23 protein-coding genes and 1 pseudogene are annotated in these 24,282 nt (G+C 66.0%); 8 read left to right on the top strand and 16 right to left on the bottom strand.

Going from position 1 to position 24,282, the window contains the following annotated elements; genetic code table 11:
* Positions 1–113: 113 nt before the first annotated feature.
* Entirely contained in the window at positions 114–1,031 is a 918-nt protein-coding gene (locus QNN98_RS07385) for an SDR family NAD(P)-dependent oxidoreductase (RefSeq protein WP_227926521.1), read from the bottom strand.
* A 101-nt stretch (positions 1,032–1,132) separates the two neighbouring features.
* Here QNN98_RS07385 and QNN98_RS07380 point away from each other — a divergent pair, with 101 nt between their 5' ends.
* The 4 genes from QNN98_RS07380 to QNN98_RS07365 all read left to right on the top strand — a co-directional run bounded on the left by QNN98_RS07380 (position 1,133) and on the right by QNN98_RS07365 (position 2,770).
* Positions 1,133–1,798 (top strand): TetR/AcrR family transcriptional regulator, encoded by a 666-nt coding sequence (locus QNN98_RS07380; protein ID WP_227926522.1) that lies wholly within the window; start codon positions 1,133–1,135, stop codon positions 1,796–1,798.
* A 74-nt stretch (positions 1,799–1,872) separates the two neighbouring features.
* The gene (locus QNN98_RS07375; RefSeq protein WP_227910949.1) at positions 1,873–2,067 is read left to right on the top strand and encodes a hypothetical protein; all 195 of its coding nucleotides are present in this window, start codon (positions 1,873–1,875) and stop codon (positions 2,065–2,067) included.
* 33 nt (positions 2,068–2,100) lie between these two features.
* Positions 2,101–2,388: a DUF4287 domain-containing protein gene (locus tag QNN98_RS07370; RefSeq protein ID WP_283996662.1), complete on the top strand. Its 288-nt coding sequence runs from the start codon at positions 2,101–2,103 to the stop codon at positions 2,386–2,388.
* A gap of 61 nt (positions 2,389–2,449) precedes the next feature.
* Positions 2,450–2,770 (top strand): hypothetical protein, encoded by a 321-nt coding sequence (locus QNN98_RS07365; RefSeq protein WP_283996661.1) that lies wholly within the window; start codon positions 2,450–2,452, stop codon positions 2,768–2,770.
* A gap of 200 nt (positions 2,771–2,970) precedes the next feature.
* Here QNN98_RS07365 and QNN98_RS07360 read toward each other — a convergent pair whose 3' ends face one another.
* From QNN98_RS07360 to QNN98_RS07335, 6 genes are all read right to left on the bottom strand, one after another.
* Positions 2,971–3,948 carry an aldo/keto reductase gene (locus QNN98_RS07360; protein WP_283996660.1) on the bottom strand — a complete coding sequence of 326 codons (978 nt, stop codon included), beginning with the start codon at positions 3,946–3,948 and terminating at the stop codon, positions 2,971–2,973.
* A gap of 148 nt (positions 3,949–4,096) precedes the next feature.
* Positions 4,097–4,414: a hypothetical protein gene (locus QNN98_RS07355; protein ID WP_227910945.1), complete on the bottom strand. Its 318-nt coding sequence runs from the start codon at positions 4,412–4,414 to the stop codon at positions 4,097–4,099.
* 51 nt (positions 4,415–4,465) lie between these two features.
* Positions 4,466–5,320 carry an SDR family oxidoreductase gene (locus QNN98_RS07350; protein ID WP_283996659.1) on the bottom strand — a complete coding sequence of 285 codons (855 nt, stop codon included), beginning with the start codon at positions 5,318–5,320 and terminating at the stop codon, positions 4,466–4,468.
* A gap of 47 nt (positions 5,321–5,367) precedes the next feature.
* Entirely contained in the window at positions 5,368–7,341 is a 1,974-nt protein-coding gene (dxs, locus tag QNN98_RS07345) for a 1-deoxy-D-xylulose-5-phosphate synthase (protein ID WP_227926528.1), read from the bottom strand.
* 175 nt (positions 7,342–7,516) lie between these two features.
* Positions 7,517–10,342 carry an aconitate hydratase gene (locus QNN98_RS07340; protein ID WP_283996658.1) on the bottom strand — a complete coding sequence of 942 codons (2,826 nt, stop codon included), beginning with the start codon at positions 10,340–10,342 and terminating at the stop codon, positions 7,517–7,519.
* Between the two features lie 297 nt (positions 10,343–10,639).
* Positions 10,640–11,929 carry a class I SAM-dependent RNA methyltransferase gene (locus QNN98_RS07335; RefSeq protein ID WP_283996657.1) on the bottom strand — a complete coding sequence of 430 codons (1,290 nt, stop codon included), beginning with the start codon at positions 11,927–11,929 and terminating at the stop codon, positions 10,640–10,642.
* 223 nt (positions 11,930–12,152) lie between these two features.
* Here QNN98_RS07335 and QNN98_RS07330 point away from each other — a divergent pair, with 223 nt between their 5' ends.
* Positions 12,153–12,827, top strand: a complete 675-nt coding sequence (locus QNN98_RS07330; protein ID WP_227910940.1) for a potassium channel family protein — start codon at positions 12,153–12,155, stop codon at positions 12,825–12,827.
* Positions 12,824–13,642 (top strand): potassium channel family protein, encoded by an 819-nt coding sequence (locus tag QNN98_RS07325; RefSeq protein ID WP_283996655.1) that lies wholly within the window; start codon positions 12,824–12,826, stop codon positions 13,640–13,642. Before QNN98_RS07330 ends, QNN98_RS07325 begins: the two co-directional genes overlap by 4 nt.
* 14 nt (positions 13,643–13,656) lie before the next feature.
* Here the strand turns inward: QNN98_RS07325 and QNN98_RS07320 are convergent.
* The 4 genes and pseudogenes from QNN98_RS07320 to dut all read right to left on the bottom strand — a co-directional run.
* Positions 13,657–14,304 (bottom strand): annotated as a pseudogene (locus QNN98_RS07320) (DUF3159 domain-containing protein); the annotation flags it as partial.
* Positions 14,301–14,642, bottom strand: a complete 342-nt coding sequence (locus tag QNN98_RS07315) for a single stranded DNA-binding domain-containing protein (RefSeq protein WP_227910938.1) — start codon at positions 14,640–14,642, stop codon at positions 14,301–14,303. The gene QNN98_RS07315 and the pseudogene QNN98_RS07320, both read right to left, overlap by 4 nt.
* A 2-nt stretch (positions 14,643–14,644) precedes the next feature.
* Positions 14,645–15,370, bottom strand: a complete 726-nt coding sequence (locus QNN98_RS07310) for a DUF3710 domain-containing protein (RefSeq protein WP_227910937.1) — start codon at positions 15,368–15,370, stop codon at positions 14,645–14,647.
* 172 nt (positions 15,371–15,542) lie between these two features.
* Entirely contained in the window at positions 15,543–16,055 is a 513-nt protein-coding gene (gene dut, locus QNN98_RS07305) for a dUTP diphosphatase (protein WP_227910936.1), read from the bottom strand.
* Positions 16,056–16,256: 201 nt separating this feature from the next.
* On the opposite strand from dut, the gene QNN98_RS07300 reads away from it, so the two are divergent.
* Complete coding sequence (locus QNN98_RS07300; protein ID WP_227910935.1) at positions 16,257–16,724, top strand: DUF3093 domain-containing protein; 468 nt, start codon at positions 16,257–16,259, stop codon at positions 16,722–16,724.
* Between the two features lie 7 nt (positions 16,725–16,731).
* Here the strand turns inward: QNN98_RS07300 and QNN98_RS07295 are convergent, their stop codons facing one another.
* Entirely contained in the window at positions 16,732–17,031 is a 300-nt protein-coding gene (locus QNN98_RS07295; protein WP_227910934.1) for a DUF4193 domain-containing protein, read from the bottom strand.
* A gap of 314 nt (positions 17,032–17,345) precedes the next feature.
* Between QNN98_RS07295 and sepH the strand changes: the two genes are divergently transcribed.
* The gene (gene sepH / locus QNN98_RS07290; RefSeq protein WP_227910933.1) at positions 17,346–18,695 is read left to right on the top strand and encodes a septation protein SepH; all 1,350 of its coding nucleotides are present in this window, start codon (positions 17,346–17,348) and stop codon (positions 18,693–18,695) included.
* Between the two features lie 75 nt (positions 18,696–18,770).
* On the opposite strand, the gene QNN98_RS07285 is transcribed toward sepH, so the two are convergent.
* From QNN98_RS07285 to QNN98_RS07270, 4 genes are read right to left on the bottom strand one after another with little or no spacing between them, the layout of a single operon-like run.
* Positions 18,771–19,616, bottom strand: a complete 846-nt coding sequence (locus QNN98_RS07285) for a thymidine kinase (protein WP_227910932.1) — start codon at positions 19,614–19,616, stop codon at positions 18,771–18,773.
* A gap of 9 nt (positions 19,617–19,625) precedes the next feature.
* Positions 19,626–20,834: an alkaline phosphatase family protein gene (locus tag QNN98_RS07280; protein WP_229959479.1), complete on the bottom strand. Its 1,209-nt coding sequence runs from the start codon at positions 20,832–20,834 to the stop codon at positions 19,626–19,628.
* A gap of 7 nt (positions 20,835–20,841) precedes the next feature.
* On the bottom strand, positions 20,842–21,516 hold the full coding sequence (locus tag QNN98_RS07275) for a DUF5998 family protein (protein ID WP_227910930.1): 675 nt from the start codon (positions 21,514–21,516) through the stop codon (positions 20,842–20,844).
* A gap of 60 nt (positions 21,517–21,576) precedes the next feature.
* The gene (locus QNN98_RS07270; protein ID WP_283996654.1) at positions 21,577–24,264 is read right to left on the bottom strand and encodes a bifunctional acetate--CoA ligase family protein/GNAT family N-acetyltransferase; all 2,688 of its coding nucleotides are present in this window, start codon (positions 24,262–24,264) and stop codon (positions 21,577–21,579) included.
* Positions 24,265–24,282: the final 18 nt, after the last annotated feature.

Genomic DNA, 24,282 nt, shown 5'->3' with positions numbered 1-24,282 from the left:
CGAAAATCCCTGCTCGCAGAGCTCGCAGGGATTATTAAAGCCGCCTAACCCGGTCCGTCCGGCGCTCTCGTTTAATCGTCCAATCGGGCGTTCGGTTGCGTCCGTAACGCAGGTCAGGTCAGGTTAGCCGGCGCCAGAGGGAAGGTTACCCCGGTGAGTTCCTCCGAGATGGTCCAGAGGCGCTGCTGGACCGCTTGGTCATGGGAGGCAGGGCTGGAGGCGACAGGTTTCGGATAGCCGCGGGTCTGTGAGCGGTTGCCGGGACCGTAGTACTGGCCGCCGGTGACCTCCGGATCGGTAGCCGCACGCAGGGTGGGCAGGGCACCCATCTCGGGAGTCTGCGTGAAGTACGGGGCGAGCCAGGTGACCGGCACCCGAAGCGCTGCCGGTGTGTTGCGGGTGAGCTCCGTATTGGAGACGCCCGGATGGGCGGCCACCGCGACAGTGGTACCAAGGGGTTCGAGACGGCGCTGGAGTTCGTACGTGAACATCAGGTTTGCCAGCTTGGCCTGGCCGTAGGCGCCGACGCGGCTATACGAGCGCTCCCACTGGAGATCATCAAAGTGGATCCCGGCCCGGATGCGGTGCCCGGTACTGCTGACCGTCACAACGCGCGAGCCGGGAACCGGCAGCAGCCGGTCCAGCAGCAGGCCGGTCAGGGCGAAATGCCCGAGGTGGTTGGTGCCGAACTGCAGTTCAAAGCCATCCGCGGTGGTCCGCTTCGGCGTGTACATCACGCCGGCATTGTTGATCAGCAGGTCTATCCGCGGGTGGTCCGCGCGCAGGGCCGCCGCAGCGGACCGGACCGACTCCAGTGAGCCCAGGTCCAAGGCCTGAACCCTCGCGTCCCCGTTGATGCGGGCAGCCGCCTGCTTGCCCTTCTCGACGTCGCGTACGGCCAGGACCACCGCCGCCCCCCGTTCCGCGAGCATCCTGGCGGTCTGAAAACCCAGCCCGGTGTTGGCACCGGTCACTATCGCCACGCGTCCGGTTTGATCAGGGATGTGGTTCTCGTTCCAGCTGAGGTTCATGGGGGGCTCCTAAAGTACCGTTGGTCTGTTACGTAGGACGAGCGTAAGCGCCCTGCATTCCCACGTCAATAGACCGCCGGTCCGTAATGTATGCTGGCCGCGTGACATTCCAACGGGCGCGCAGCGAAGAGCAGAAAGAGACCCGGCGTCGGGCCATCTTGGACACCGCAGCGGCAATGCTGGACGAGATGCCGGTAGCCGGGGTCAGTCTCAACGAGCTCAGCCGGCGGGTGGGGCTGGCGAAGTCCAACGTCCTGCGCTATTTCGACTCCCGCGAAGCAGTGCTGCTCGAACTGCTCGATGACTTCCTGGGCACCTGGCTCACCGAATTGGCACAGGAGCTCTCAATGGGCATCGAGCCCGAAGCGGCACCGGCAGTGCGGGCCGATCAGCTGGCCGAAATCCTGAGCCGGTCCCTGGGGGCACGCCCGGTACTGTGCGACCTGTTCGGGGCGCAGGGCGGCGTCCTGGAGCACAACATTTCGGTTGAGGTGGCCAAGCGGCACAAGCGGGCCTCCCTGGCCAGGCTCGAGGCCATGACCGGCATCGTGTGCCGGCACCTGCCAGAGTTGGGGGACGGAGCCCAGCAGTTCTGCCTGATCGCACTGGTTACTGCCGGTGCACTGTCCTCCTACGTCCCGCCTCCCCCCAGCCTCCTTGCCGCCTATGCGGAGGAACCCGCCCTGGGTGTCCTCCACGTAGACCTCACTGACGCCCTAAGGATCGCCCTGTCGTCGGCGCTCCTGGGTGTGCTGCCGCGGGCCTGACATCCTGCAGCGCACCTGGCCGCTTAGCGCCGGCTCTCTGGGCAGGGACGGTCTTCTTCGCTAGCCTTCCGGCCGTGAAGGGAACGTCGGAGGAAAACCGCAGGCAAAGCCGGCGCGTGGTAGCGCTGATACTTGCCACGGCAGTTCTTGGCTGGCTGACGGTACTTCTCCCCTGGTCCGCGCCATGGCGCTGGACTCTCGCCGGGATCCTGCTGGCACTCACGGCGGTGATCCTGGTAATACTGGTCCGACTGCAGCGCGCCCGCTAGTTTCGGCGCAAACACGAACAGAGGTAAAAGAGAATGTCCTTTCAGGCTTACCTTGATGCGGTTGAGGACAAGACAGGATTAACGCCCCGCCAACTGGTGGATGCAGCGGCGGCCAAAGGTTTCGGCGAACGCACCAAGGCCGGGGAAATCCTGGAATGGCTCCAAGCCGACTACGGAATCGGTCGCGGCCACGGGATGGCAATTGTCCACGTCATCAAAAACGGTGCCGAAATCGGCACGAAACACGTCGGCACAACGGGAACCCACCGCGACGAATCGGAAACGCTTTGGCTGGACGGCAAGGCCACCAAGCCGGCCTGAGCTTTCCGCCCTGGGAACCCTGCGAACAGCGAGCGGCCAGAGCTGTGCTTGACTATTGCGCATGAGCAGACGCATCGACGCCGGGACATTCCTGACGGTGGGGTTCTTCGCCATGGTGGTGGCCCTTTTTACTACATTCCTGGCGTTTGGGTATGAGTCTGAACTGCGTCCCCGACACAGCGCCTGCTTCTACGGTCAGCAGGTTCCACGCCGCCAGTGGGTCCTGGCTCTTTCCTTGGTACCGCCCGTTACGGCGGCTGCAGCCTTGGCGGTCTGGATCAATTGGGCCATTGGCATAGACGCCATCGAACACTCACAGCGCCTCGCCGAAGGCGATCCCGTCTTTCGGATCTGCCCAGAGGACCTGGGCGCTCCGGGCTAGGCGACGCCGTCCACGTAGGCCCGCAGGGTCCGGGCTAGGCGACGCCGTCCACGTAGGCCCGGAGGGTCCGGGTTAGGCGGCTTTAATAATCCCGGCGAGCTCTGCGAGCAAGGGATTTTCGTTGCCGCCGTTCCGGACCCTCCGGACCCTCCGGACCCTCCGGACCCTCCGGGCAACCAAGGTAACGCAACAGGCGGACCCTAGAACAAGGCAACCTTGGGCGTCTTCGGGAAGATCCGGTCCAGCTCCTCAAGGTCCTTCTCCGACGGCACCCACGACACAGCTTCGGCGTTCTGCTGCACCTGCTCCACCTTCGTTGCTCCCGCAATCACGGACGCCACCGACGGCTGCGCAGCGAGCCAGGAGAAGGCCACCTGCACCTCGGTCAGACCGCGCTCGGCGGCGAAACGGCCAAACTCGGCCAGCTGCTCAAAGTCCGCATTCTCCAAGAGGTTGGTCCGGGAGTGGGTGAGCCGGCTGCCTTCCGGAGCCTTGCCGCTGCTGTACTTGCCGGTGAGCAGACCGTTGGCCAGCGGGAAGTAGGGAAGCACGCCCAGCCCGTAGGCTTCGGCGGCGGGGGTCACTTCCAGCTCGGCCCGGCGGTCCAGCAGGTTGTAGTGGTTCTGCGAGGAGATGAACGGCGTGTATCCGCCCATCCGGGCAGTGAACTCCGCCTCGGCGATCTGCCACCCGGCCCGGTTGGAATGGCCGATGTACCGGACCTTGCCGCTGGTGACCAGGTCATCCAGTGCCGCCAGCGTCTCCTCAATGGGCGTCAGCGGGTCCGGGGTGTGGAACTGGTAAAGGTCAATCCAGTCCGTGTTCAGGCGCCGCAGGGAGGCTTCGGCAGCTTTGACGATGTACCGCCGGGATCCGCGTGCCCCGAAGTCCGCACCGTTTACGCCCTGCATGTCCATGCCGAACTTGGTGGCCAGCACTACTTCATCGCGCCGGTCCCCCAGCGCCTTGCCCAGCATTTCCTCGCTCAGTCCCGGGGTGCGCCCGTAGGCGTCTGCCACGTCGAAGAGGGTGATCCCGGCGTCCACCGCAGCGTGGACGACGGCGTCGGTACCCTCCTGCGATTCGGTGGGGGTTCCCGGGCGGCCCAGGTTGTTGCAACCGAGCCCGACCGTGGAAACGGTCAGGCCGGAATTACCAAGTCTGTTGTAGGAAGTCATAAAAGCTACGCTATACCCGTCGGCAGGGGGGATATTTCCTCCCCTTCGGGAAAATCCTTACGGTTTGGGAAATCCCTGCCGCTGCGCAGCGGAGGGTTTTCCCAAACCGGCAGCTAGATCCCAATCCGGCAGCAAATTCAGCAGTGTCCTAGGCCGGGAAAATGTCCAGCGGGCTGTTGGGGCTGGGCGCCTTGTCGGTTTCAAGTATGTACTGGATGGGAATGGCTCCCGTGGGCAGCAGGCCGGTATAGACCTGCTCGCTGTGCCGGCGCTCGGCTTCCACGCCTTCCTCACGGACGGCTGCAGAGAATGCCTGCACCGCCAGCGGGGCCAGGCCCTGCTGTTCGCTCCAGATGATGTACATGCCGTACAGATCGGCTACGGGCGTTGCGTCGTCGTCGTCCAGGTCACCCACCGTGCATTCGGCGAGGAAACGGCGTACATCCGGCGTAGATGCTTCGTTCATACCCTCCACCCTATCCGGTGGGCAGGCCCCGGTGCAGCCCTGCAGACGCACCTATCGGCGGGTTTGGAGCAGGTAGTCCTCGAAGCCGAGCGGGGGTGTGCCGGTGAGGTCCAGGACGTCCGTGCTGACGGGAGCCAGTTCCCCGGCAGCAACGGCAGCGTAACTGGAGCTCCAGGCCTCCGCCTGCCACTGCGCTGCGCCGCTTTTGACCCGCGTTGCTACGGCGTCCGAATAGGACTCGTTCTCGAACCGGACGCTGCTGCCCGTGACGGTGCTCAGCACCTGCGCCACGTCCGACATGGTCAGTTCCGCAGGTCCCGTGAGGGTATAGATGCGGTTCCGGTGCTCCCCCGGAGCCAGGAGGATCTTCGCTGCGGTCCGGGCGACGTCCGTACGTGCCACCGGAGCGAAACGCCCGTTCCCCGCAGGACCGCGGATGACGCCGTCGGGCTGGACAAAGGTGGGCAGGATGTCCTGATACAGGCAGTCCCGCAGGAACGTATAGGCACGTCCGGTGGACTTGATGTGTTCCTCCGTTGCGTAGTGGTCGCGGGCCAAGGTGAAGACAGCATCCGGTGCAGCACCCATAAACGAGGTGTACACGATGGTCTCCACTCCGGCGTCCACCGCAGCATCCACGAACGTCTGCTGGTCCTCGACCCGGTGCGGACTTTCGGCCGCGGACACCATAAAGAGCGTATGCACTCCCTGCAGCGCGCTGACCGCCTGCGCACGGTCCAGGTAGGACACTGCGAATACCGGAGTGTCCGGCAGTTCGGGGAGCCGGGCAGTGCGCCGGGCAAACAGCCGCTGCCGGACACCGGCTTCGGCGAGGAGCCGGGCGACGGCGCCTCCCAGGGCACCGGTGGCACCCGTGACGGCGAGGGCTGGAACGTTTTCCGTCATGGCGTCTCTCCCTTATCCCGGCTCCCGGCTTCGGAACCCCTGCTTGGTTACTGGATCTTCGGCACCTGACCCGTGGGCAGGTCCTGCCCGGGCAGCGGCCGCGCAAACGGCACCTTGGTCCCCAGGACCTGCGCGACGACGTCGTTGGCGATCTGCCGGGCGGTGAGCCCCACCCGCTCCAGCACTTCGCTGCGGCTGCCGTGGTCAAGGAACTCCACCGGCAGGCCTACTTCGTTAAGGGCCGTGTCCACGCCGGCCGCCCGCATTTCCTGCCGGATCCGGGAGCCCACGCCCCCGGCGCGGACGCCGTCTTCAATCACGATGACGATGCGGTGTTCAGCGGCAATGCTGATGATGGAGCGCGGCACGGGCAATACCCAGCGCGGATCCACCACGGTGGAGCTGATGCCCTGGTCCCCCAGCCGGCCGGCAACGTCCAGGGCGATGTCCGCCATGGCGCCCACGCTGACAATCAGCACGTCATTGGAGCTGTCACCCGCGGGGCGGCGCGCGAGAATGTCCACGCCGTCAGCGGTCCGCTCCACGGCCTCAACGTCGGCACCGACCGTGCCCTTGGAGAACCGCACCACGGACGGTGCATCGGAGATGGCCACGGCTTCGCGCAGCTCCTCCTTCAGCCGGGTGGCGTCACGCGGAGCAGCTAGGTGCAGGCCCGGCACAATCTGCAGCATGGACATGTCCCACATACCGTGGTGGCTGGCGCCGTCAGGGCCGGTAACACCGGCGCGGTCCAGCACAATGGTGACGCCGGCCTTGTGCAGGGCAACGTCCATCAACAGCTGGTCGAAGGCCCGGTTCAGGAAGGTGGCGTACAGGGCCACCACCGGGTGCAGACCGCCGAAAGCCATGCCGGCGGCGGAGGTGAGGGCGTGCTGTTCGGCAATACCGACGTCGAATACGCGGTCCGGATGCTTCTCGGCAAAGCGGTGCAGGCCCACCGGGATCAGCATGGCGCCGGTAATGCCCACAACGTCGGTGCGCTCATCGGCAATCCGGGCAATCTCCGTGGCGAAGACCGACGTCCAGGATTCCTTGCCGCCCGGCTCCACCGGATCGCCGGTTTCAGGATCAATGATCCCCACGGCGTGGAACTGGTCGGCCTCATGTGCGCGGGCCGGGGCGTATCCGCGGCCCTTCTCCGTCATGGCGTGCACAATGACCGGGCCGGCGTAGTTCTTGGCCTTGTTCAGGGCGCGTTCGACGGCGTCGATGTCGTGTCCGTCGATGGGGCCGACGTATTTCATGCCCAGGTCCTCGAAGAGGCCCTGGGGCGTCCACCAGTCCTTGATGCCCTTTTTTGCCGCGTGCAGGCTGCGGTAGGTGAAACGGCCCACCGGACCGCCCTGCTGCAGCCGCTCCCGCCACCAGCCGAGGGTGTTTTCGTAGGCGTGGTGGGTGCGGACAGCGTCGATGGTGGGACGCAGGGAGGCGAGGTAGTCGGCCAGGCCGCCGATGGTGGGCGCGTAGGACCGGCCGTTGTCATTGACCACAATCACCACGCGGCGGCGCTGGTCCGCAGCTATGTTGTTCAGGGCTTCCCACGCCATACCGCCGGTCAGGGCGCCGTCGCCCACCATGACCACGGTGTACCGGTCGCCTTCGCCGTTGAGCTGCCGGGCACGGGAAATACCGTCAGCCCAGGACAGCGAGGAGGAAGCATGGGAGCTTTCCACAATGTCGTGGACCGATTCGGCACGCGACGGGTATCCGGACAGGCCGTCCTGCTGGCGCAGTGTGGCGAAGTCCTGGCGGCCCGTGAGGATCTTGTGCACGTAGGACTGGTGTCCGGTGTCAAAGACGATGCTGTCCCGCGGCGAATCGAAGACCCGGTGGATACCCATGGTCAGTTCCACCACACCCAGGTTCGGGCCCAGGTGGCCGCCGGTCTGCGCTACGTTCGTGATCAGGAACGAACGGATCTCTTCAGCAAGCCGCTTCAGCTGTGTCAGCGAAAGCCTGCTGAGGTCCCGAGGATCCCGGATTGTTTCCAGAAGTCCCAACAGGGTGCCTCCCTTGAGTCGGTATCGGCGGCACTGCATCCACCGTCGCAATGGTTAACTCTAACGCGCAGCACGTGCTGCATGGTTCCGTACCAATGCAACAGGGCCCCGGTTCCCTCCTCCGCCCCTGCGGGCGGATCGGGGAATCGGGGCCCTGATGCTGGTGCGTGTACTGCTACTTAGCGGAGATCTGCCGCAGGACGTACTGCAGGATGCCGCCGTTGCGGTAGTAGTCGGCTTCACCCGGGGTATCGATGCGCAGGACCGCATCGAAGGTGATGGCGTCGCCGTTTTCGGGGGTGGCCGTGACCTTTACGGTCTTGGGCGTGGTCCCGTTGTTCAGTTCGGTGACACCCTCAACCGAGAAGGTCTCCGTACCGGTCAGGCCCAGCGACTCGGCATTCACGCCGGCCGGGTACTGCAGCGGAAGGACGCCCATGCCGATGAGGTTGGAGCGGTGGATCCGCTCGTAGCTCTCGGCAACTACGGCCTTGACGCCCAGCAGTGCGGTGCCCTTGGCGGCCCAGTCACGGGAGGAGCCGGAGCCGTATTCCTTGCCGGCCAGGACAACCAGCGGGGTGCCGGCAGCCTGGTAGTTCATCGCGGCATCGTAAACGGCAGCCTGCGGAGCGTCGGCCTGGCTGAAATCGCGGGTGAAACCGCCTTCAACGCCGTCGAGCAGCTGGTTCTTGATGCGGATGTTGGCGAAGGTGCCGCGGATCATGACTTCGTGGTTGCCTCGGCGCGAGCCGTAGGAGTTGAAGTCCTTGCGGGCTACACCGTGCTCCAGCAGGTACTTGCCCGCCGGAGTGTCGGACTTGAAGGAACCGGCCGGGGAGATGTGGTCGGTGGTGACCGAGTCGCCCAGCTTCAGCAGGACGCGTGCGCCCTCGATGTCGGAGACGGGCTCCGGCTGTGCCTTCATGCCCTCGAAGTACGGGGGCTTCCGGACGTACGTGGACTCAGAATCCCACTCGAAGGTTGCACCTTCGGGGGTGGGCAGGGACTTCCAACGGTCGTCGCCTTCGAAGATGGTGTCGTAGCTGTTGGTGAACATCTCCTTGTTAATGGAGGCGTCGATGATCTCCTGGACCTCGACCGGGTTCGGCCAGATGTCCTTCAGGAAGATGTCGTTGCCGGCTTCGTCCTGGCCCAGCGGGTCATTCTCGAAGTCGAAGTCCATGGTGCCGGCCAGGGCGTAGGCGACTACCAGCGGCGGCGAGGCCAGGTAGTTCATCTTCACGTCCGGGTTGATGCGGCCTTCGAAGTTCCGGTTGCCGGAGAGCACTGCTGTGACGGCGAGGTCGGCTTCCTGGATGGCCGTGGAGATTTCATCTTCCAGCGGGCCGGAGTTGCCGATGCAGGTGGCGCAGCCGTAACCGACAACGAAGAAGCCGAGCTTCTCCAGGTACGGGATCAGGCCGGACTTTTCGTAGTAGTCGGTAACTACCTTGGAACCCGGTGCGATCGAGGTCTTCACCCACGGCTGGGCGGCAAGGCCCTTTTCGACGGCGTTGCGGGCGAGCACTGCTGCTGCCATCATCACCGACGGGTTGGACGTGTTGGTGCAGGACGTGATCGAGGCGATCGACACAGCACCGTGGTCCAGCTCGAAGCTGCGGCCGTCGGCCATGGAGACCTGAACCGCGTTCGTGGAGCGTTCGGCCGGAGCGTCGGCCTTCTCCACCAGGTCATGTTCGTGGTCTTCGATCTGGGTGGCGTTCGCGTTGAACGACGGCGCGTCGGAGGCCGGGAAGGTCTCTTCCAGGGCCTCGTCAACGGTGCCGTTTTCAGCTTCCACCGTCTCGTGGACGTAGTTCTTCAGGTCGTTGCGGAACTGCGTCTTGGCGTTGGTCAGCTCCACGCGGTCCTGCGGACGCTTCGGTCCGGCGATCGAGGACACCACGGTGGACAGGTCCAGCTCGAGGTACTCGGAGTACTTGACCTCGTTGGACGGGTCGTGCCACAGGCCCTGCTCCTTGGCGTAGGCCTCTACGAGGGCTACGTTCTCCTCGGAGCGGCCGGTCAGGCGCAGGTAGTCCAGGGTCACGTCGTCAATCGGGAAGATCGCCGCGGTGGAACCGAACTCGGGGCTCATGTTGCCGATGGTGGCGCGGTTGGCCAGCGGAACGGCTCCAACGCCCTCGCCGTAGAACTCCACGAACTTGCCGACAACACCGTGCTTGCGCAGCATTTCGGTGATGGTCAGCACTACGTCGGTGGCGGTGGCGCCGGCCGGGATTTCCCCGGTCAGCTTGAAGCCGACAACGCGCGGGATGAGCATGGAGACGGGCTGGCCGAGCATGGCTGCCTCGGCCTCGATGCCGCCGACGCCCCAGCCCAGCACGCCCAGGCCGTTGACCATGGTGGTGTGGGAGTCGGTGCCGACGCAGGTGTCCGGGTAGGCGCGCAGGACGCCGTCAACTTCGCGGGTCATGACCGTGCGGGCCAGGTATTCGATATTGACCTGGTGGACAATGCCCATTCCCGGGGGAACAACCTTGAAGTCATCAAACGCAGTCTGGCCCCACCGCAGGAACTGGTACCGCTCGCCGTTGCGCTGGTACTCGATTTCCATGTTGCGCTCGAGGGCGCCGGAGTTGCCGAAGGCGTCAATCTGCACGGAGTGGTCAATGACCATTTCCGCGGGTGCCAGCGGGTTCACGCGCTTGGGGTCGCCGCCGAGATCGGCTACGGCCTCGCGCATGGTCGCAAGGTCCACAATGCAGGGGACGCCGGTGAAGTCCTGCATGATCACCCGGGCGGGGGTGAACTGGATTTCGGTGCTGGGCTCTGCTTCCGCGTCCCACTGCGCCAGGGCACGTACGTGGTCCGCAGTGATGTTGGCACCGTCTTCGGTGCGCAGCAGGTTCTCCAGCAGGACCTTGAGGCTGAACGGAAGGCTCTGGGCGCCTTCGACGGAATTCAGCCGGAAAATTTCATATTCGGAACCGTTGACGTCTAGTACGCCTTTGGAACCGAAGCTGTCCACATTAGTCATAACAGGACTCCTCTCGCCACCTTGTTATCTTTGTCCAGCTCACTACTGCCCGCCAGTTAGGTTTCCCTAACCGTTGGATAAAAGGGCCGGCAAGGGAAACCGGTGGTTCATTTCCCTGCCAACAGGCCCCCTGCCGCGGAAATGTTTCCCCCACAATGCGGAAAACTTCCTTTACGGCGCAGGACTGGACAACTGCCTCCCATCCTAGCCTTTACAGGGACGCCCGCAGGAGATATACGCCACGACTCCCCGTGACGGGCTTCGCGCCGGGCCCTGCGGACCCGGCGCGAAGGCCGCTCAGGCCTTTCGCAGCACGGCGAAGGACTCCATGTGGTGGGTGTGCGGGTAGAGGTCGAAAACGCGCAGCCGGTCCAGTTCCCAGCCCGCGCTGCGGAAATACCCCAAATCGCGGGAGAACGACGCCGGGTCGCAGGAGACGTAGCCGACCACCCGTGGCGCGGCGGCGTCGATCTGGCTGACAACGGTTTTTCCGGCCCCCACACGGGGCGGATCCAGGAGGACGACGTCGAGGTTCCCGGCATCGCGCAGCTCCTTGTCCACGCGGCCCTGGCGGATCTGCACCTGTGGTGCGGCGAAGAGGTTCTTGCGGGCGTCCCGGCTGGTGCCCGGGGAACCCTCAATGGAGAGCACGCTGCCGGCTTCCCCGGCAGCGGCAGCCAGGGGCGCCGTGAACAGCCCGGCACCGGCGTACAGGTCCGCGACTGATTCGCCGGACTGGATCTGCAGGCCGTCCAATACGGCGGTGGCCAGGGTTTCCGGCGCGGAGCGGTGGATCTGCCAGAAACCGGCACCGGTCACCCGGTAGTCGTGCCCCAGGACCGTTTCCTGCACCCAGGTGCGGCCCTTCAAGCGCGTCAGCTCATGGCTTTCCGGGTTCCACGCGGCCACGGACACGCCGTCGGGCAGGTTCTGGGCAATGCGTGCCGGCGTCCGCGGATGGGTTCCCGGTGCGGGGATCAGCAGGACCAGCGGCTGTCCGCCGGCAGCAGGAGCGGCGACTTCCACGCGGTCCATGCCCGTGAAATCCGTCTCCCACAGCTGCAGGGCATTGATGTCCGCGGTGGCCAGCGGCATGGTCTCCACCGGGATCAGCTCATCCGAGCGGTGGGCGTGCATGGCCAGCCGGCCGCTGGGCGCCACCGAGAAACTGACACGGGTACGCCAGCCCAGTCCGTCGGTGCTTTCTTCCAGGGCCGGTTCAACCTCGGGAACCAGGTCGGTGCCGCCGAGCCGGCGCAGCTGCTCGGCGAAAATGTCCGCCTTCAGCTGCCGCTGGACCCCAAGCTCGATGTGGCCGAACTCGGCGCCGCCTACGGGCAGCTTGCCGCGTGACGCAGCACGCAGCGCGTCCGCTTCCTTCCAGAAATGTTCCCTGCGGCCGGCGGCGGGCTCCAGCACCTCAACGACGTCGGCCCGCCAGAACTTGGCGTCCGGACCGGACTCCGTGAGACGCACCCGAACCCGTTCCCCCGGCAGTCCGTGCCGGACAAAAACGACGCGCCCTTCGTGCCGGGCAACAAAGTGGCCGCCGTGGGCCGGAGCACCGATGGTGAGTTCAATGGTCATGGGGGGAGGTTTACTTCCTTGCAGGGGCTAAAACCCCATCTCACCACGAGAGCGGAGCGCTGTGCTATTTGACGCTGAGACGGGACTAAGCTTGCGTTGAATCAATTTCCGCGCGTGTGCGGGCGGGTCACTGCGAACGCACGCCGGAACCACAGACCAAACCGGACCAAACCGAACAAATCCGGACCACACCGGAACCAGACTGAAACCGAGGTAGGGCAAGTTGGCCCATTACGTGATTATGGGGTGCGGGCGCGTGGGCGTCAGCCTGGCCCATACCCTGGATGAGGCCGGCCACTCGGTCGCGATCATCGACCAGGATGAGCGCGCCTTCCGCCGCCTGCGCCAAAGCTTCTCCGGCCGCAAGGTGACCGGCGTCGGCTTCGACCGTGAAACGCTGAAGGCCGCCGGCATCGAGGAGGCCTACGCCTTTGCCGCAGTATCCAGCGGCGACAACTCGAACATCCTGGCCACCCGCGTGGCGCGGGAAACCTTCCACGTGGGCCACGTAGTGGCGCGGATCTACGATCCGGGACGTGCGGAGATCTACCAGCGGCTCGGTATTCCCACGGTTGCCGCCGTGCGCTGGAGCGCGGACCAGGTGCTGCGCCGGATCCTGCCCGAACAGAGCATTAACGGCGATTTCCGGGAGTCCTCGGGCCGGTTGATCCTGGGCGAGCTGTCCCTGCACGAGGGCTGGCTGGGCCGTTCGCTGGGCAGCATCGAAGCTGCCGCCGGTGTGCGGATTGCCTACGTGACCCGGTTCGGTGAAGGGATCCTCCCCCGCCCCGACAGCAGTTACCAGCAGGGCGATGTCCTGCACGCCATGATGTCCGTGGACCGGACGGCCGAAATCAGCAAGGTCCTGTCCAAGGAACCGATCAAGGAGTCCCTGTGAAAGTTGTGATTGCCGGCGCCGGCAGCGTGGGCTCATCCATTGCCAAGGAGCTGCTCGCCCACGGCCATGAAGTACTGCTGATTGATGAGAAGCCCGAGTGTGCCGAGCGCACCGGGCTGCGCGGGGCGCAGTGGCTGATCGGTGATGCCTGCGAGCTCACCACACTGAAGGACGCCCGCCTGGAGGAAGCCGACGTCGTGGTTTCGGCCACCGGCGACGACAAGGTGAACCTGGTGGTTTCCCTGCTGGCCAAGAGCGAATTCGGGGTGGCCCGGACAGTGGGCCGCGTCAACAACCCCAAGAATGACTGGATGTTCGATGATTCCTGGGGAGTGGACGTTGCAGTGAACACACCCCGGCTGATGACCGCCCTGGTGGAAGAGGCAGTGGAGATCGGTGACTTGGTTCGGCTCCTGACCCTGCAGACCGGGGTCTCCTCCATGGTGGAGTTCACTGTCCCCACCGGGTCGCACCTGACCGGGCGCACCCTGGGCTCCATCGACTGGCCGCTGGATTCCACCGTGGTGGCCATCCTGCGCGACGACGCACCCATCACGCCCAGCAGCGACGACGTCGTGGAACCGGGCGACGAACTTTTCTTCATTACGACCATTGCCGCGGAGGACGAACTGCGGGCCATCCTCTCCCCCGCGGCCCTGACCGTCGCGTCAGCAGCCGGTGCAGCGGACGCGGCTCAGGACTCCGGGTCGGAGGAAGAACCCGACGGGGTCTCCGGCGCGGACGCCGCGGAGTCGGCGGGCACAATGGCCGCAGGACGGGAAACCACCCACGCCAGCCACAGCCCAAGCGCGTAGAGGGGTACGCCCATGGCCAGGCGCATGGTGCCCAGTGCGGCCACGTTGTCGGCAAGGTAGAGCGGCAGCTGGACGGCCAGCCGGAGCGCGAAGACGGACACAATGATCCAGCTGGCCCAGGTATAGGCCTTCATCCGCACGGGGACGGACCGCCACTCGAGGTTTTCCCCGCGGATGAAACCAAACAGCAGCCCTGCCACCGGCCACTTCACCGCGATGGATACCAGGAACGCCAGGATATAGGCGCCGTTGAGGTAGAACCCGGGCACGAAGTACGTGGCCCCCTCGCCGCTGCGCAACGCCACGAAGGCGCAGATGGCCACCCCTGCCACACCCGTGAGTGACTGCACCAGCGGGCGGCGCTGGATCAGGTTTGCCACCGAGAACACCGCCGCGGCAGCCACGGCGGCACCGAGAGCCGCGTTCAGCGGCGCGCTCACCGTGTAGAGCAGGGTAAAAAGGAGTCCGGGCACAATAGCTTCGGCCAGGCCGCGCACCCCGCCAACCGACCTCAGCACGTCAATCTGCCCGTCACTGCGGCGCTCAACGCCGGCACGGGCGGCGTACTGGCCAGCCAACTGGTTCAGGTCCGGCTGGTTGTCGGCACGGCCCTGCTGGTTGTCGGCACGGCCCGGCTGGCTGTCCGGATCGGGTGTGCTCATGCGTCGGCCTCCGGGCGTCCAATGATTTCGTATCGCGGATTAAAGATCGTGGGCCGGCCGTCGATGACCGAAACCATGCCCTCAAAAGCGAGGTAGGTTCCAGCCTCGATCCCCGGCACCCTGCGCTGCCCCAGCCAGACCAGGCTGACCTTTGGGCGCGGTCCCGCATCGGCGGCGCGGTATTCGGCCGCTAAGTCCTCCAGCACGGCGGTAAACCGCGGAGATTCCGTGGCGGGAACCACGGTGATGGCGGAAACGTAACCGCGGCAGTAGGCGCGCCCGCGTTCCGGCAGCGAGGTGATGCTGATGCAGCGGGTGGAACCGTAAGCAGTTCCCACGCTCAGCCGATCGTCGTGATTTCGGGGCCGCGCTCGGGCGCAGCGGGCTTTCCGGTTCCTGCGTCCGGACGGGGCAGCGGAGACGCATCGCGCGGCAGGCGCAGCTGCAGCAGGTCACGCGGCGGCAGCGGCTGTTCGCCGCGCACCACGACGACGTTCCGGAAGACCTCCTCCAGCGGACCGGCCGCTTCCGGGTTCATGGCGGCCGGACCGCCGAACACGCCGCGGAGGAACCAGCGGGGTCCGTCGACACCCACAAAGCGTGCCACCCGGTACCCCTTGGATCCGTCCTGGGCCTGCGCCGGTACCTTGGCCAGAAGTTCAGTGCCGAAAGTGCCGGACAGTTCATCGACCGTTCCGCCCTGCGAACCCACGGACTTGCCGATCTGGCTGCGGATGTCATCCCACAGAGTCTCGGAACGGGGTGCGGCAAAGGCCTGGAGCTGCAGGCTGGAGCCCTCGAGGTCCAGCGTCACGGCAACAACGCGCTGAGTCTTTTCCTCAACCTCGAGGCGCAGCTGCAGGCCCTGGGAGGCAGCAATCCGGAGCGCACCCAAGTCGATGTACCCCTCCTCGGAGGGGCGTTCGCTCAGGTCGTAGGGCCCCGTGCCGCCCGGCTGCCCGGCGTCGCCGGTTCCGGCATCCCCGGTCCCTTCGTCGGCCGTGCCGTTGTCAGCGGCTGTCCCGGCTGGTTCTTCTGCCTTGGTTTTCCTACGGCCAAATGCCATAACCAGGTTCCTTCTCTCTTATCTGCAAGTCTCTTGGGAAATGAAGTCTTTGAAAGCGCCCGTCCGCAGGTTCACCGGCGGAAAGCCGTAGCAGCAGCCGTCCGCGCAAAACACCCTGCCGGAACGCCCGCGCTGCACGGGATACGGTTCGGCGGCTGTGCGGCCGCCCGGATCAGGCCGGTACGGCCGTGAACCCGCCCGTGGAGCCGAACCCGCCGGTGCCGCGGACGGAGTCCGGCAGCTCGTCCACGGGAACAAAGCGGGCGGTTTCCACGCGCTGGATCACCAGCTGGGCAATCCTGTCGCCGCGGCTCAGGCTAACCGGACGGGCCGGGTCCAGGTTAATCAGGGTCACGGAAATCTCGCCGCGGTAGCCGGCGTCCACCGTTCCCGGTGCGTTCACGATACTGAGCCCGTGCTTGGTGGCCAGGCCGGACCGCGGATGCACAAAGGCTGCGTAGCCGAACGGCAACGCCAGCGCGACGCCGGTGGGCACGAGCAGCCGCTCCCCCGGGGCCAGCGTGAAGTCGATCCTCGAACGAAGGTCCGCGCCGGCGTCGCCCGGATGCGCGTACGACGGCGGTTCCAGCCCGTCGTCGAGCATCTTGATCTGTACTTCCAGGGGTGTCCCTGCTCCTTGCACCAGCTTCTCCGGTTTCACTTCGGCGTACGTGTTTTCTGCCATGTCTACTGGCAGGTGTTCTGGGATGTCTTTTGGGATGTCTTCTGTCTTGCTTTCCACGGCAGCGGGGGCTGCTGCACTGCATGGAGCGGGCCGCCCGGGCCAACGCACTCACTTTAGCGCGTTTTCCTGTACGAACCCCGGGCCGGAGCCACCGGCACGGCGCAGGATGAAATGCCCCGCGAAAGGTGAAAAGCTGGGGGTATGTCATCCCCCGCTGCCAAGACCCCCAACGCCGTGCTCTACTCCGAACGGCTGTTCCCCTCGATTTGGATCTGGCTTATTGCCGCCGGCCTTGCCGCGGCCTGCATCCTGGTGTTTGTCCCCATCAGCCTTTTCGCCGGAATCACCGCCGCCGTCGTCGCTGCAATCATCATGGCGGTGCTGCTCATTGTGTCCACCCCGCTGATCCGGGTAACCCCCGAGACCCTCCAGGTGGGGCGGGCGCAGATTGAGCGCCGCTACATCGGCAAGGTGGAGGCTTTCCGCGGCGAAGACGCCACCCTGCAGCGCGGGCCGGCCCTGAACGCCACCGCCTATATGTGCATCCGCGGCTGGATCTCGCCCGTGGTTCGGATGGAAATCACCGACCCGGCAGACCGGACCCCGTACTGGCTGACCTCCACCCGCCATCCCGAAAAGCTTGTTGCTGCACTCACCGGGGACCGCTGAACCGGTTCTATCCTTCGCAGTCCACGCAGTAGAACATTCCGTTTTTCTCCAAGGCAATCTGTGACCGGTGCCGGACAAGGAAGCAGGAAGCGCAGGTGAACTCGTCAGCCTGCGCAGGCATCACCCGGACCAGCAGTTCCTCACTGGACAGATCGGCGCCGGGAAGCTCGAAGCCTTCGGCTGCTTCCGTCTCATCCTCGTCCACGACGGCCGACTGCGGGTCGGTCCGCCGGGTTTTCAGCTCTTCGATCGACTCCTCGCCGGTGTCCTCTTCGGTCTTGCGCGGGGCGTCATAATCCGTCGCCATAATGTCTTATCTCACCGTCCGGTTGAGTGGTGTTTCGCCGTTGCATGAGCCCGCGCAGGACCGGCTGTCCGGACCCGTGTCAGCGACTCGGAGATATCAACGCCACGGATACCTGTTTTGTGCCCGTAAAGCAGAGATTTTTACCTAACGGGAAGCAAAAAGCGAACCGGCCCCCGCCGGATCTCCCGGCCGCTCCTGCCCGGCACCGCTGCCGGGCGGCCGGAAATGCGCCACACCCGCGCAAAGCTTAGGTTTTCGCCGCCGGGGATGGCATTGTTTCCAGAAGGAATTGCTATCGGGTGGAGGACTTTTTGATGCAGGATCTACGGCTGGTGGGTGTCCATGAAGGTGGCGAACATCTGCTGTTAAGCGGCAAGGGCGGGGAAACCTTCCGTCTCCGAATCGACGAAGCCCTCCGCGTGGCCGCCTCTCGTCCCACGCACCGTTCCGCACCGCAGCCCGATCCCTCCTCGGGATCCGGGCCCAGCATGACCCCGCGGGACATCCAGTCCAGGATCCGGTCCGGCGCCAGCGCCGAAGAAGTGGCGGCACTTTCCGGCCACGACCTGGCCCACATCCGCCGCTACGAAGGCCCGGTCCTCGCAGAACGTGAATACGTGGCCCTGCAGGCACAGGCTGTTGAGGTCGCCGCCCCCATGTCCGCCACGCACGATGGCTACCGCAGCGCCTTCGGCGAGAATCCGGTCAACCTCGGGGACATGGTCCGCCACCGGCTGCGTTCGTTCGGTGTTGATCCCGACTCCGTGGAATGGGACGCCTGGCGCCGTCCGGACGGAACCTGGGACGTGGTGGCCCGCTTTGAGCTGACCGAAAAATCGCGCGTCGCCGTCGGGGAAGAGCCTCCGGCCCGCTGGATCTTCAGTCCCCTGCGCAAGAGCGTCACCAACACCAACCGCTGGGCCCAGGTCCTGAGCGAACTGGAACCCCTGGATACTCCCGTACCCACCCGCCGGCTGGCCGCCGTCGCAGACCGAGTCTTCGATTTTGAAGCCGAGCGCAGTCCGGAGGAACCCTCCGATGACACTGACAGCATCCTCGAAGTGCTGCGTACCCGGCGCGGACAGCGGCTAGGCAGCGACGAAGACGGCGACGACGCCCTGGCGGCGCTGCTGGCCAAAGGCAGTGTTCCTGCCGCGCATCCGCGGGACGGACGCCCGGAGGACGAGGAAGACGCCGGCCGCCGGCCCCGGACCGGGCGGCTGAGCCTTGCGCCTGCCATGGACCCGGCGGACACCGACGACACGGTTGACCCCGTTACGCTTCCCGGCGGTGTCAGCCAAACACGCGAAATCAGTGTGCTGGCCCGCCCCTTCCGCCGCCGCAACGGGCGGGACGAGGACGTCCGCGAAGAAGCCGAGCCAGCTTCCCCGGAGGCTGCTGCCGCTGAAAGCGGGGCGGAGGATTCCGAGCAGGACGCGCCGGAGGAAACTGCAGCTGCCCCGGCCGCCGAGCCGGCGGCCCGCAAAAACGCCGGCCGCGACTTCCCCTGGGACCGGCTGCCCAACGGCGGGCGGGGCCAGCGGGAACCGGAAGCCGGTAAGGATGATGCCAAGGGCGAGGGCACGGAACGCCGTGCCATCAAACCCAAGCGTTCCTCCGTCCCTTCCTGGGACGAGATCGTGTTCGGCACCAAGGGCGACTAGCCCGTTCAGTATCTTCTTTGCACCGCCGGGATCCCATCCCGGCGGTGCTCCCGCTTAACTTCCCCCGCTTGCGCCTCAGGCCAGCCGGTGCCGTCCGGTTTTCAGCTCCACTGAGCACACGTCCGCCGGTGTGTCTCCGCTTTCCGTTGCCGCCGCCTGCTGCGCCGTTACGCGGCGCATATAGTGGCGCCGGCACAGGGTCTCATAGCCCACAGCGGGTTCGGCTGCGGGGGCCGCATGCTCTCCCCCGCCGGCAGCCGAAGCCGCGGCGCCCTGCGGGGAGCCGAGCAGCTCCTCGGCGTCAAACAGCGGCATATCGTCAAACAGCGGTTCGTCCTCAAACAGCGGTTCATCCAGCGGCGCGCCAGCAGCGGGCGCGGCGGCGGTGCGGGACTCGACGTCGCCCACCACCACCTGGTCCCCCTCAGTAACCATCACACCGTCCGCAGTACGGGCGTTATGGGTGGCGCGGCGCCCGCACCAGCACAGTGCCCGGACCTGCAGGACCTCCATCCGGTCCGCCAGTTCCACCAGGCGCTGGGAGCCGGGGAACAACCGGGTCCGGAAATCGGAGGTGATACCGAATGCGAACACGTCAATGTCCATTTCGTCCACGATGTAGGCCAGCTGCTCCACCTGCTCGGCGCTGTAGAACTGTGCCTCATCGCAAATGAGGTAGTCCACGTTGTGCCCGGAATCCCGGCACTGCAGGACCTCCGCCCAGAAATCGGTGCTGTCGCGCACCTCAACGGCCGGGGTCTGCAGGCCCAGCCTGCTGGAAATCATGGATTCCCCCGCCCGGTCGTTGCGGCTGAACAGTATTCCGCCGCGCCCCCGGGCACTGTGGTTGTAGTCCATCTGCAGGGCAAGCGTCGACTTGCCGCAGTCCATGGTGCCCGAGAAAAAGACCAGCTCTGCCATAACTACTTTCTACCCAAGTGCCTTCTGCGGCCGGGACTGCTTGCGGGTGGATGGTTCAGGGGCAGCCAGGATCAGCAGCGGCACTTCGCATTCTGCGCGGGTCAGGGACCCGTGCTGGCCGTTCACCTCCAGCGCCGAGGCGGCCACCCGGCGGGTGTCGTAGAGGGCGATCGGCTCGCGCGCGGCAACCATCAGGTCCCCAATGCGCGGCAGCACGGACTCGTCCACCTCGGGACCGAAATAGCCGGCTCGCACCGCCTCGTCACGCGTGAAGATCCAGGCCCGGGTACCGTACGCGTCCTGCCATGCGGTCTTGAGCCGGTCCAGGGTTCCCTCAGCGGCATCCGGCTCCAGGTAAAGGTGCACCATGCGCGGCTCACCGGCCGTATGGCGGACGCCGTCCACCAGTTCCGGCTGCGCGCTGAAGTCGAAGCGCTGGGAGACCGGGACGTCCACCATGCCGTGGTCTGCGGTCAGCACCACCAGGGTGCCGGCCGGGACGCGGGCCACCAGGCGCTTCAGGGCGCTGTCCAGTTCCTCGAGCTGGTTGCCCCATTCGGAAGACGCAGCACCGTAACGGTGCCCGGCCTTGTCCAGTTCGTTCCAGTACAGGTACATCAGCATCCGGTCGGCGCCGGCAAGGGCGTCGACCGCGGCGGACACCCGGGCATGGACGCCCGTGGCCGGAATGAACGTACCCCCGCGCAGGGCGGCACGCGTCAGCGCGGAATCGGCGAAACGCGGCAGGCTCACCGTGGCCACGGAAACATGCTCGGCGGCCTTTTCCAAAACAGTGGGATACGGCTGCCACTGCAGCGGGTCCACCCCGGCATCCCAGGAGCCGAGCATGTTGACCACTTTGTCCTGCCCGGGATCGAGGACGTCATAACCCACCAGCCCGTGCCGGCCCGGAGGCAGTCCGGTACCGAGGGAGGCGAGGGAAGCCACGGTGGTGGTGGGGAAGGATGCGCTCAGGGTCCGTGCCTTCGGCAGGAAGCCCTTCAGGAAGGGCGCATGTCCACCGCGCTTTTTCAACAGGGACAAACCCAGCCCGTCCACCATCACCACACACACGCGGCGGGCTGCCGGAAGCTTTAGCAGGTTCTCGTAGCCGGGCACTCCCAGCACTGCGGCGGCGCTGGTCAGGACGTCGCCAACCGAACGGGTTCCGTAGGCCGGTGCTGCGGGCAGGGACTCAGGGATTGTGGAAGCTGACACCGCTGGCTTACCGCTGCGGGTGGGCGCGGTTGAAGCGGCCGCCGATACCGGGCATCCGCTGCCGGGAGTCGGCGCCGTCGAACGGGCGCGGCGCGGCGGTGGTGTCGGTATTGACCTTGCGCAGGGCACGGGCGAAGGCCTTGGCGTTCTGCACCGCCTGGGCCCCGTCCGCCTCGGCGCTGACACGCAGGACAATGTCCTCCTGCGCAATGGTGCCGGTGTAGCCGTGGTCGGCCTCGCACTGCGGGTCCGCACATCCCGCAGGTCCCATATCCAGCCGCTGGCCGCCGGACCAGGCTATGGCCAGGGTCATTTCACGGACCGGGTCGGAAGGCTTGTAGTCCTGCGGCTGGGCGTACATGTAACCCAGCACCACGGACCGGATCTGGGTGACCGGTACGGACTCGGTGGAAACCTGGGCCATCATCTGCTCGCCGGCTTCATCCAGCTGCTGGTCATCCACGTGGGTGATTACCAGCATGTCCTCGGTCAGGACCAGCACGGTGATGTGGCGGTGTACCTCGGTGCGCTCAAAGTGCGTTTCCAAGTGGATGAGGTGGGACAGCGGTTCGCGGCCGTCCAGGGCGTCATGGACCACATCGGCCAGGAGCGTCGGGTAGAAACCTGCCCGTTCCATGGAAGCATCAAGGCTGCGGCGTTCAGCGGAAAGTAACGGCGACATGCTTCCAGTTTCCCCCAGACCGCCCCCCAGCGCCTAAATGGCGCGCGGACAGGGGAAAAGTCAGTCCCGCATTGCCCGCCGCGCGCTGTCGGTGCGGCGCTGCGGATTGCCCAGCCGAATGTCGGCGCTGAGCACCGTGATGCCGTCGGCGGAGACCAGCACCGGGTTGATGTCTATCAAGGCAATCTGCGGATGTTCGTCCTTCAGGACCGCCAGCCGGGCAATAAGGTCCTCCAGTGCCGGGGTGTCGGCTTCAGGCAGGCCCTGGTAACCGAAAAGCCTGACGGAGGCGCGCGGTGCACGCACCAGCTCGGAGACGTCGCGGTCCGTCAGCGGCGGCACGCCGTGCGCCCAGTCATCGAGCAGGCCCGTGGCATCCCCGGCCAGGCCGAAGGAGATGACCGGCCCCAGCAGCGGATCCTCAATGGCACGGATCCGGCACCCCTGGCCGCTGGGGGCCATAGACTGGATTTCCATCTCGAAATCCCCGTACCGCTGCAGCGCGCCGCGCATCTGCTCAATGTTGGTCCGCAGTGCCTCGGGGCTGGAAATGTTCAGCCGCACTCCCCCAAGATCCAGGCGGTGGCGCAGATGCCCTTCCCTGGTCTTGACAGCCACGGGCCAGCCCAGCCGGTCCGCGGCGGCCACGGCTTCCTCAGGGGTGGAAAAGTTGACGGACGGCAGCACGGAGATCCCGTAGAACTGCAGCAGCCGGGCGGTATGTTCCTGGTCCAGACGGGTCAGGCGGTCCCCTTCGACCCGGCCCATCAGGGAAGTGATGAAAGCTGCGGCACCCTCGGTGTCCACCCCGGCCGGCTCCACGAAGCTGCCGTGGTCGCGGTTGGCCCACTCGGTGTACCGCACCACGGCCGCCAGTGCGCTGACCGCGGCACCGGGGCTGCTGAAGCACGGCAGACCCTCACCGGGTACGTCGGTATCGGCGGCAAGGATGCCTTCCACGTGCGCCCGCGGGTCAACAATTCCGGTGAACGCCGCCACCAGCGGTTTCCCGGTCTCCTGCACGCATTCGGCCAGCACGGCAGCAATGGCATCGGTGGTGAGCCCGGGGGTGGGCAGGATGGCCACAACGCCGGCGTCGACGTCATCGTCGGAAAGGACCCCTATGACGGTCCGGCGCAGCTGCGGCAGGGCCACGCTTCTGCCGGTGTCCAGGGCAAGTTCGGCTTCCAGTGCCGTGATTTCCAGGTCCAGTCCGGTGCACGCGTCGGCCAGCACCCGGCCCAGTGCCACCGAGTTGCTGAAGACGGCCATCCTGCGGCCGCGGGGCAGCGGCTGGCTGACGGCGATCTGCGCCACGTCGATCAGCTGTTCATTGGTGCTGACCCGGATGACGCCGGACTGGCGCAGCATGGCATCCAACGCGCCGGGCGGTGCCTGAGTGGTCCGCACCGCGTGGCCGGGCGGCAGCTGGAGGCCGGTGACATCGGATTTCGCCACGATCACCGGCTTGGTGCGAGCCAGCCGGCGGGCCAGGCGGGAGAACTTACGCGGGTTGCCCACCGACTCCAGGTACATCGCCACCACCTTGGTGTCGGCGTCGTCCTCCCAATACTGCATGGCATCGTTGCCGGACACATCGGCCCGGTTGCCGGCCGAGATGGTGGAGGATAGCCCCAGCGCGCGGCGCTGCGCAGTGGCGTAAAGCAGCACCCCGATGGCCGCGGATTGGCTGAACAACCCCAATCCCCCGCGCCGCGGCAGCGCCGGAGCCATGGACGCGTTCAGTGCTACCTCGGGACGGGTGTTGATCAGGCCCAGCGATGCCGGCCCCACCACCCGCATGCCGTGCGCACGGGCCCGGCGGACAAGGGCGCGCTGCCGGGCCAGGCCTTCCGGCCCCTTGGGCCCGAACCCGGCTGTGACCACAAGCAGCGCCTTGACGCCGGCAGCCGCGCACTCGTCGGCGACCTCCAGGACCTGGTCGTACGGCACTGCGATCACGGCAAGCTGAACCGTTTCCGGAACGTCTGCGATCCGGCTGTAGGAAATCATTCCGGCCAGTTCGAAGGCCTCGGGATTGATGGCATAAACGGAGCCCTTGAAGCCGCCCTCAATGATGTGCTCCAGCAGCTGGTAACCCACCGATCCCCACTCGCGGCTGGCTCCGATAACGGCAATGGACGACGGCGAGAGCAGGTCCGCGACGCTGCGCGCCTCGGCGCGGTGCTCGCGGGCCTCCATCACCGCCAGGGATTTCTCCGTGGGGTCGATGTTGAAGTCCAGGGCAATCACGCCGTCGTCGAAATGCCGGCGCACCTCGTACCCGGCGTCGGCGAAGACACCGATCATCTTGCGGTTCTCCGGCAGCACTTCGGCCGAGAACCGGCGAATGCCGTTTTCCCGCGCGGCGGCGGCAAGGTGCTCCAACAGGATGGAACCCAGGCCGCGGCCCTGGTGGCCGTCGGAGATGTTGAAGGCAACCTCGGCCTCGGTGGGGTCGTCGAGGCGGTCATAACGGCCGATGCCGATAATTTCGTCACCAATGGTGATGACGAACGCCACCCGGTTGCGGTAGTCCACGTTGGTGAAGCGCTCAAGCTCCTTTTTGGTGAGCTTGGCCTTGTAGGTGAAGAACCTAAGATAGATGGAGCTTTGCGACTGCCGCATGTGGAAGGCCTGCAGCGCGTCTGCGTCCGCGGGGGAAACCGGCCGCAGATGGCCGGTACCGCCGTCCCGCAACACGACGTCGGCTTCCCAATATTCGGGGTAATGTCCCTGCTCCACCATAGACTCAGAGTAGTCCCC

Source organism: Arthrobacter sp. zg-Y1143 (genome assembly GCF_030125565.1).
In the GTDB taxonomy this organism is placed as follows: domain Bacteria; phylum Actinomycetota; class Actinomycetes; order Actinomycetales; family Micrococcaceae; genus Arthrobacter_B.
The sequence above is the reverse complement of the archived record's forward strand: the minus strand, read 5'-3'. Positions and strand labels throughout refer to the sequence as shown.

Coding starts and splice junctions, on each gene's coding strand:
- QNN98_RS07385 (WP_227926521.1), bottom strand. CDS start 1,031: ATGAACCTCAGCTGGAACGAGAACCACATCCCTGATCAAACCGGACGC.
- QNN98_RS07370 (WP_283996662.1), top strand. CDS start 2,101: ATGTCCTTTCAGGCTTACCTTGATGCGGTTGAGGACAAGACAGGATTA.
- QNN98_RS07365 (WP_283996661.1), top strand. CDS start 2,450: ATGAGCAGACGCATCGACGCCGGGACATTCCTGACGGTGGGGTTCTTC.
- QNN98_RS07360 (WP_283996660.1), bottom strand. CDS start 3,948: ATGACTTCCTACAACAGACTTGGTAATTCCGGCCTGACCGTTTCCACG.
- QNN98_RS07355 (WP_227910945.1), bottom strand. CDS start 4,414: ATGAACGAAGCATCTACGCCGGATGTACGCCGTTTCCTCGCCGAATGC.
- QNN98_RS07350 (WP_283996659.1), bottom strand. CDS start 5,320: ATGACGGAAAACGTTCCAGCCCTCGCCGTCACGGGTGCCACCGGTGCC.
- QNN98_RS07340 (WP_283996658.1), bottom strand. CDS start 10,342: ATGACTAATGTGGACAGCTTCGGTTCCAAAGGCGTACTAGACGTCAAC.
- QNN98_RS07335 (WP_283996657.1), bottom strand. CDS start 11,929: ATGACCATTGAACTCACCATCGGTGCTCCGGCCCACGGCGGCCACTTT.
- QNN98_RS07310 (WP_227910937.1), bottom strand. CDS start 15,370: ATGGCATTTGGCCGTAGGAAAACCAAGGCAGAAGAACCAGCCGGGACA.
- dut (WP_227910936.1), bottom strand. CDS start 16,055: ATGGCAGAAAACACGTACGCCGAAGTGAAACCGGAGAAGCTGGTGCAA.
- QNN98_RS07300 (WP_227910935.1), top strand. CDS start 16,257: ATGTCATCCCCCGCTGCCAAGACCCCCAACGCCGTGCTCTACTCCGAA.
- QNN98_RS07295 (WP_227910934.1), bottom strand. CDS start 17,031: ATGGCGACGGATTATGACGCCCCGCGCAAGACCGAAGAGGACACCGGC.
- sepH (WP_227910933.1), top strand. CDS start 17,346: ATGCAGGATCTACGGCTGGTGGGTGTCCATGAAGGTGGCGAACATCTG.
- QNN98_RS07285 (WP_227910932.1), bottom strand. CDS start 19,616: ATGGCAGAGCTGGTCTTTTTCTCGGGCACCATGGACTGCGGCAAGTCG.
- QNN98_RS07275 (WP_227910930.1), bottom strand. CDS start 21,516: ATGTCGCCGTTACTTTCCGCTGAACGCCGCAGCCTTGATGCTTCCATG.
- QNN98_RS07270 (WP_283996654.1), bottom strand. CDS start 24,264: ATGGTGGAGCAGGGACATTACCCCGAATATTGGGAAGCCGACGTCGTG.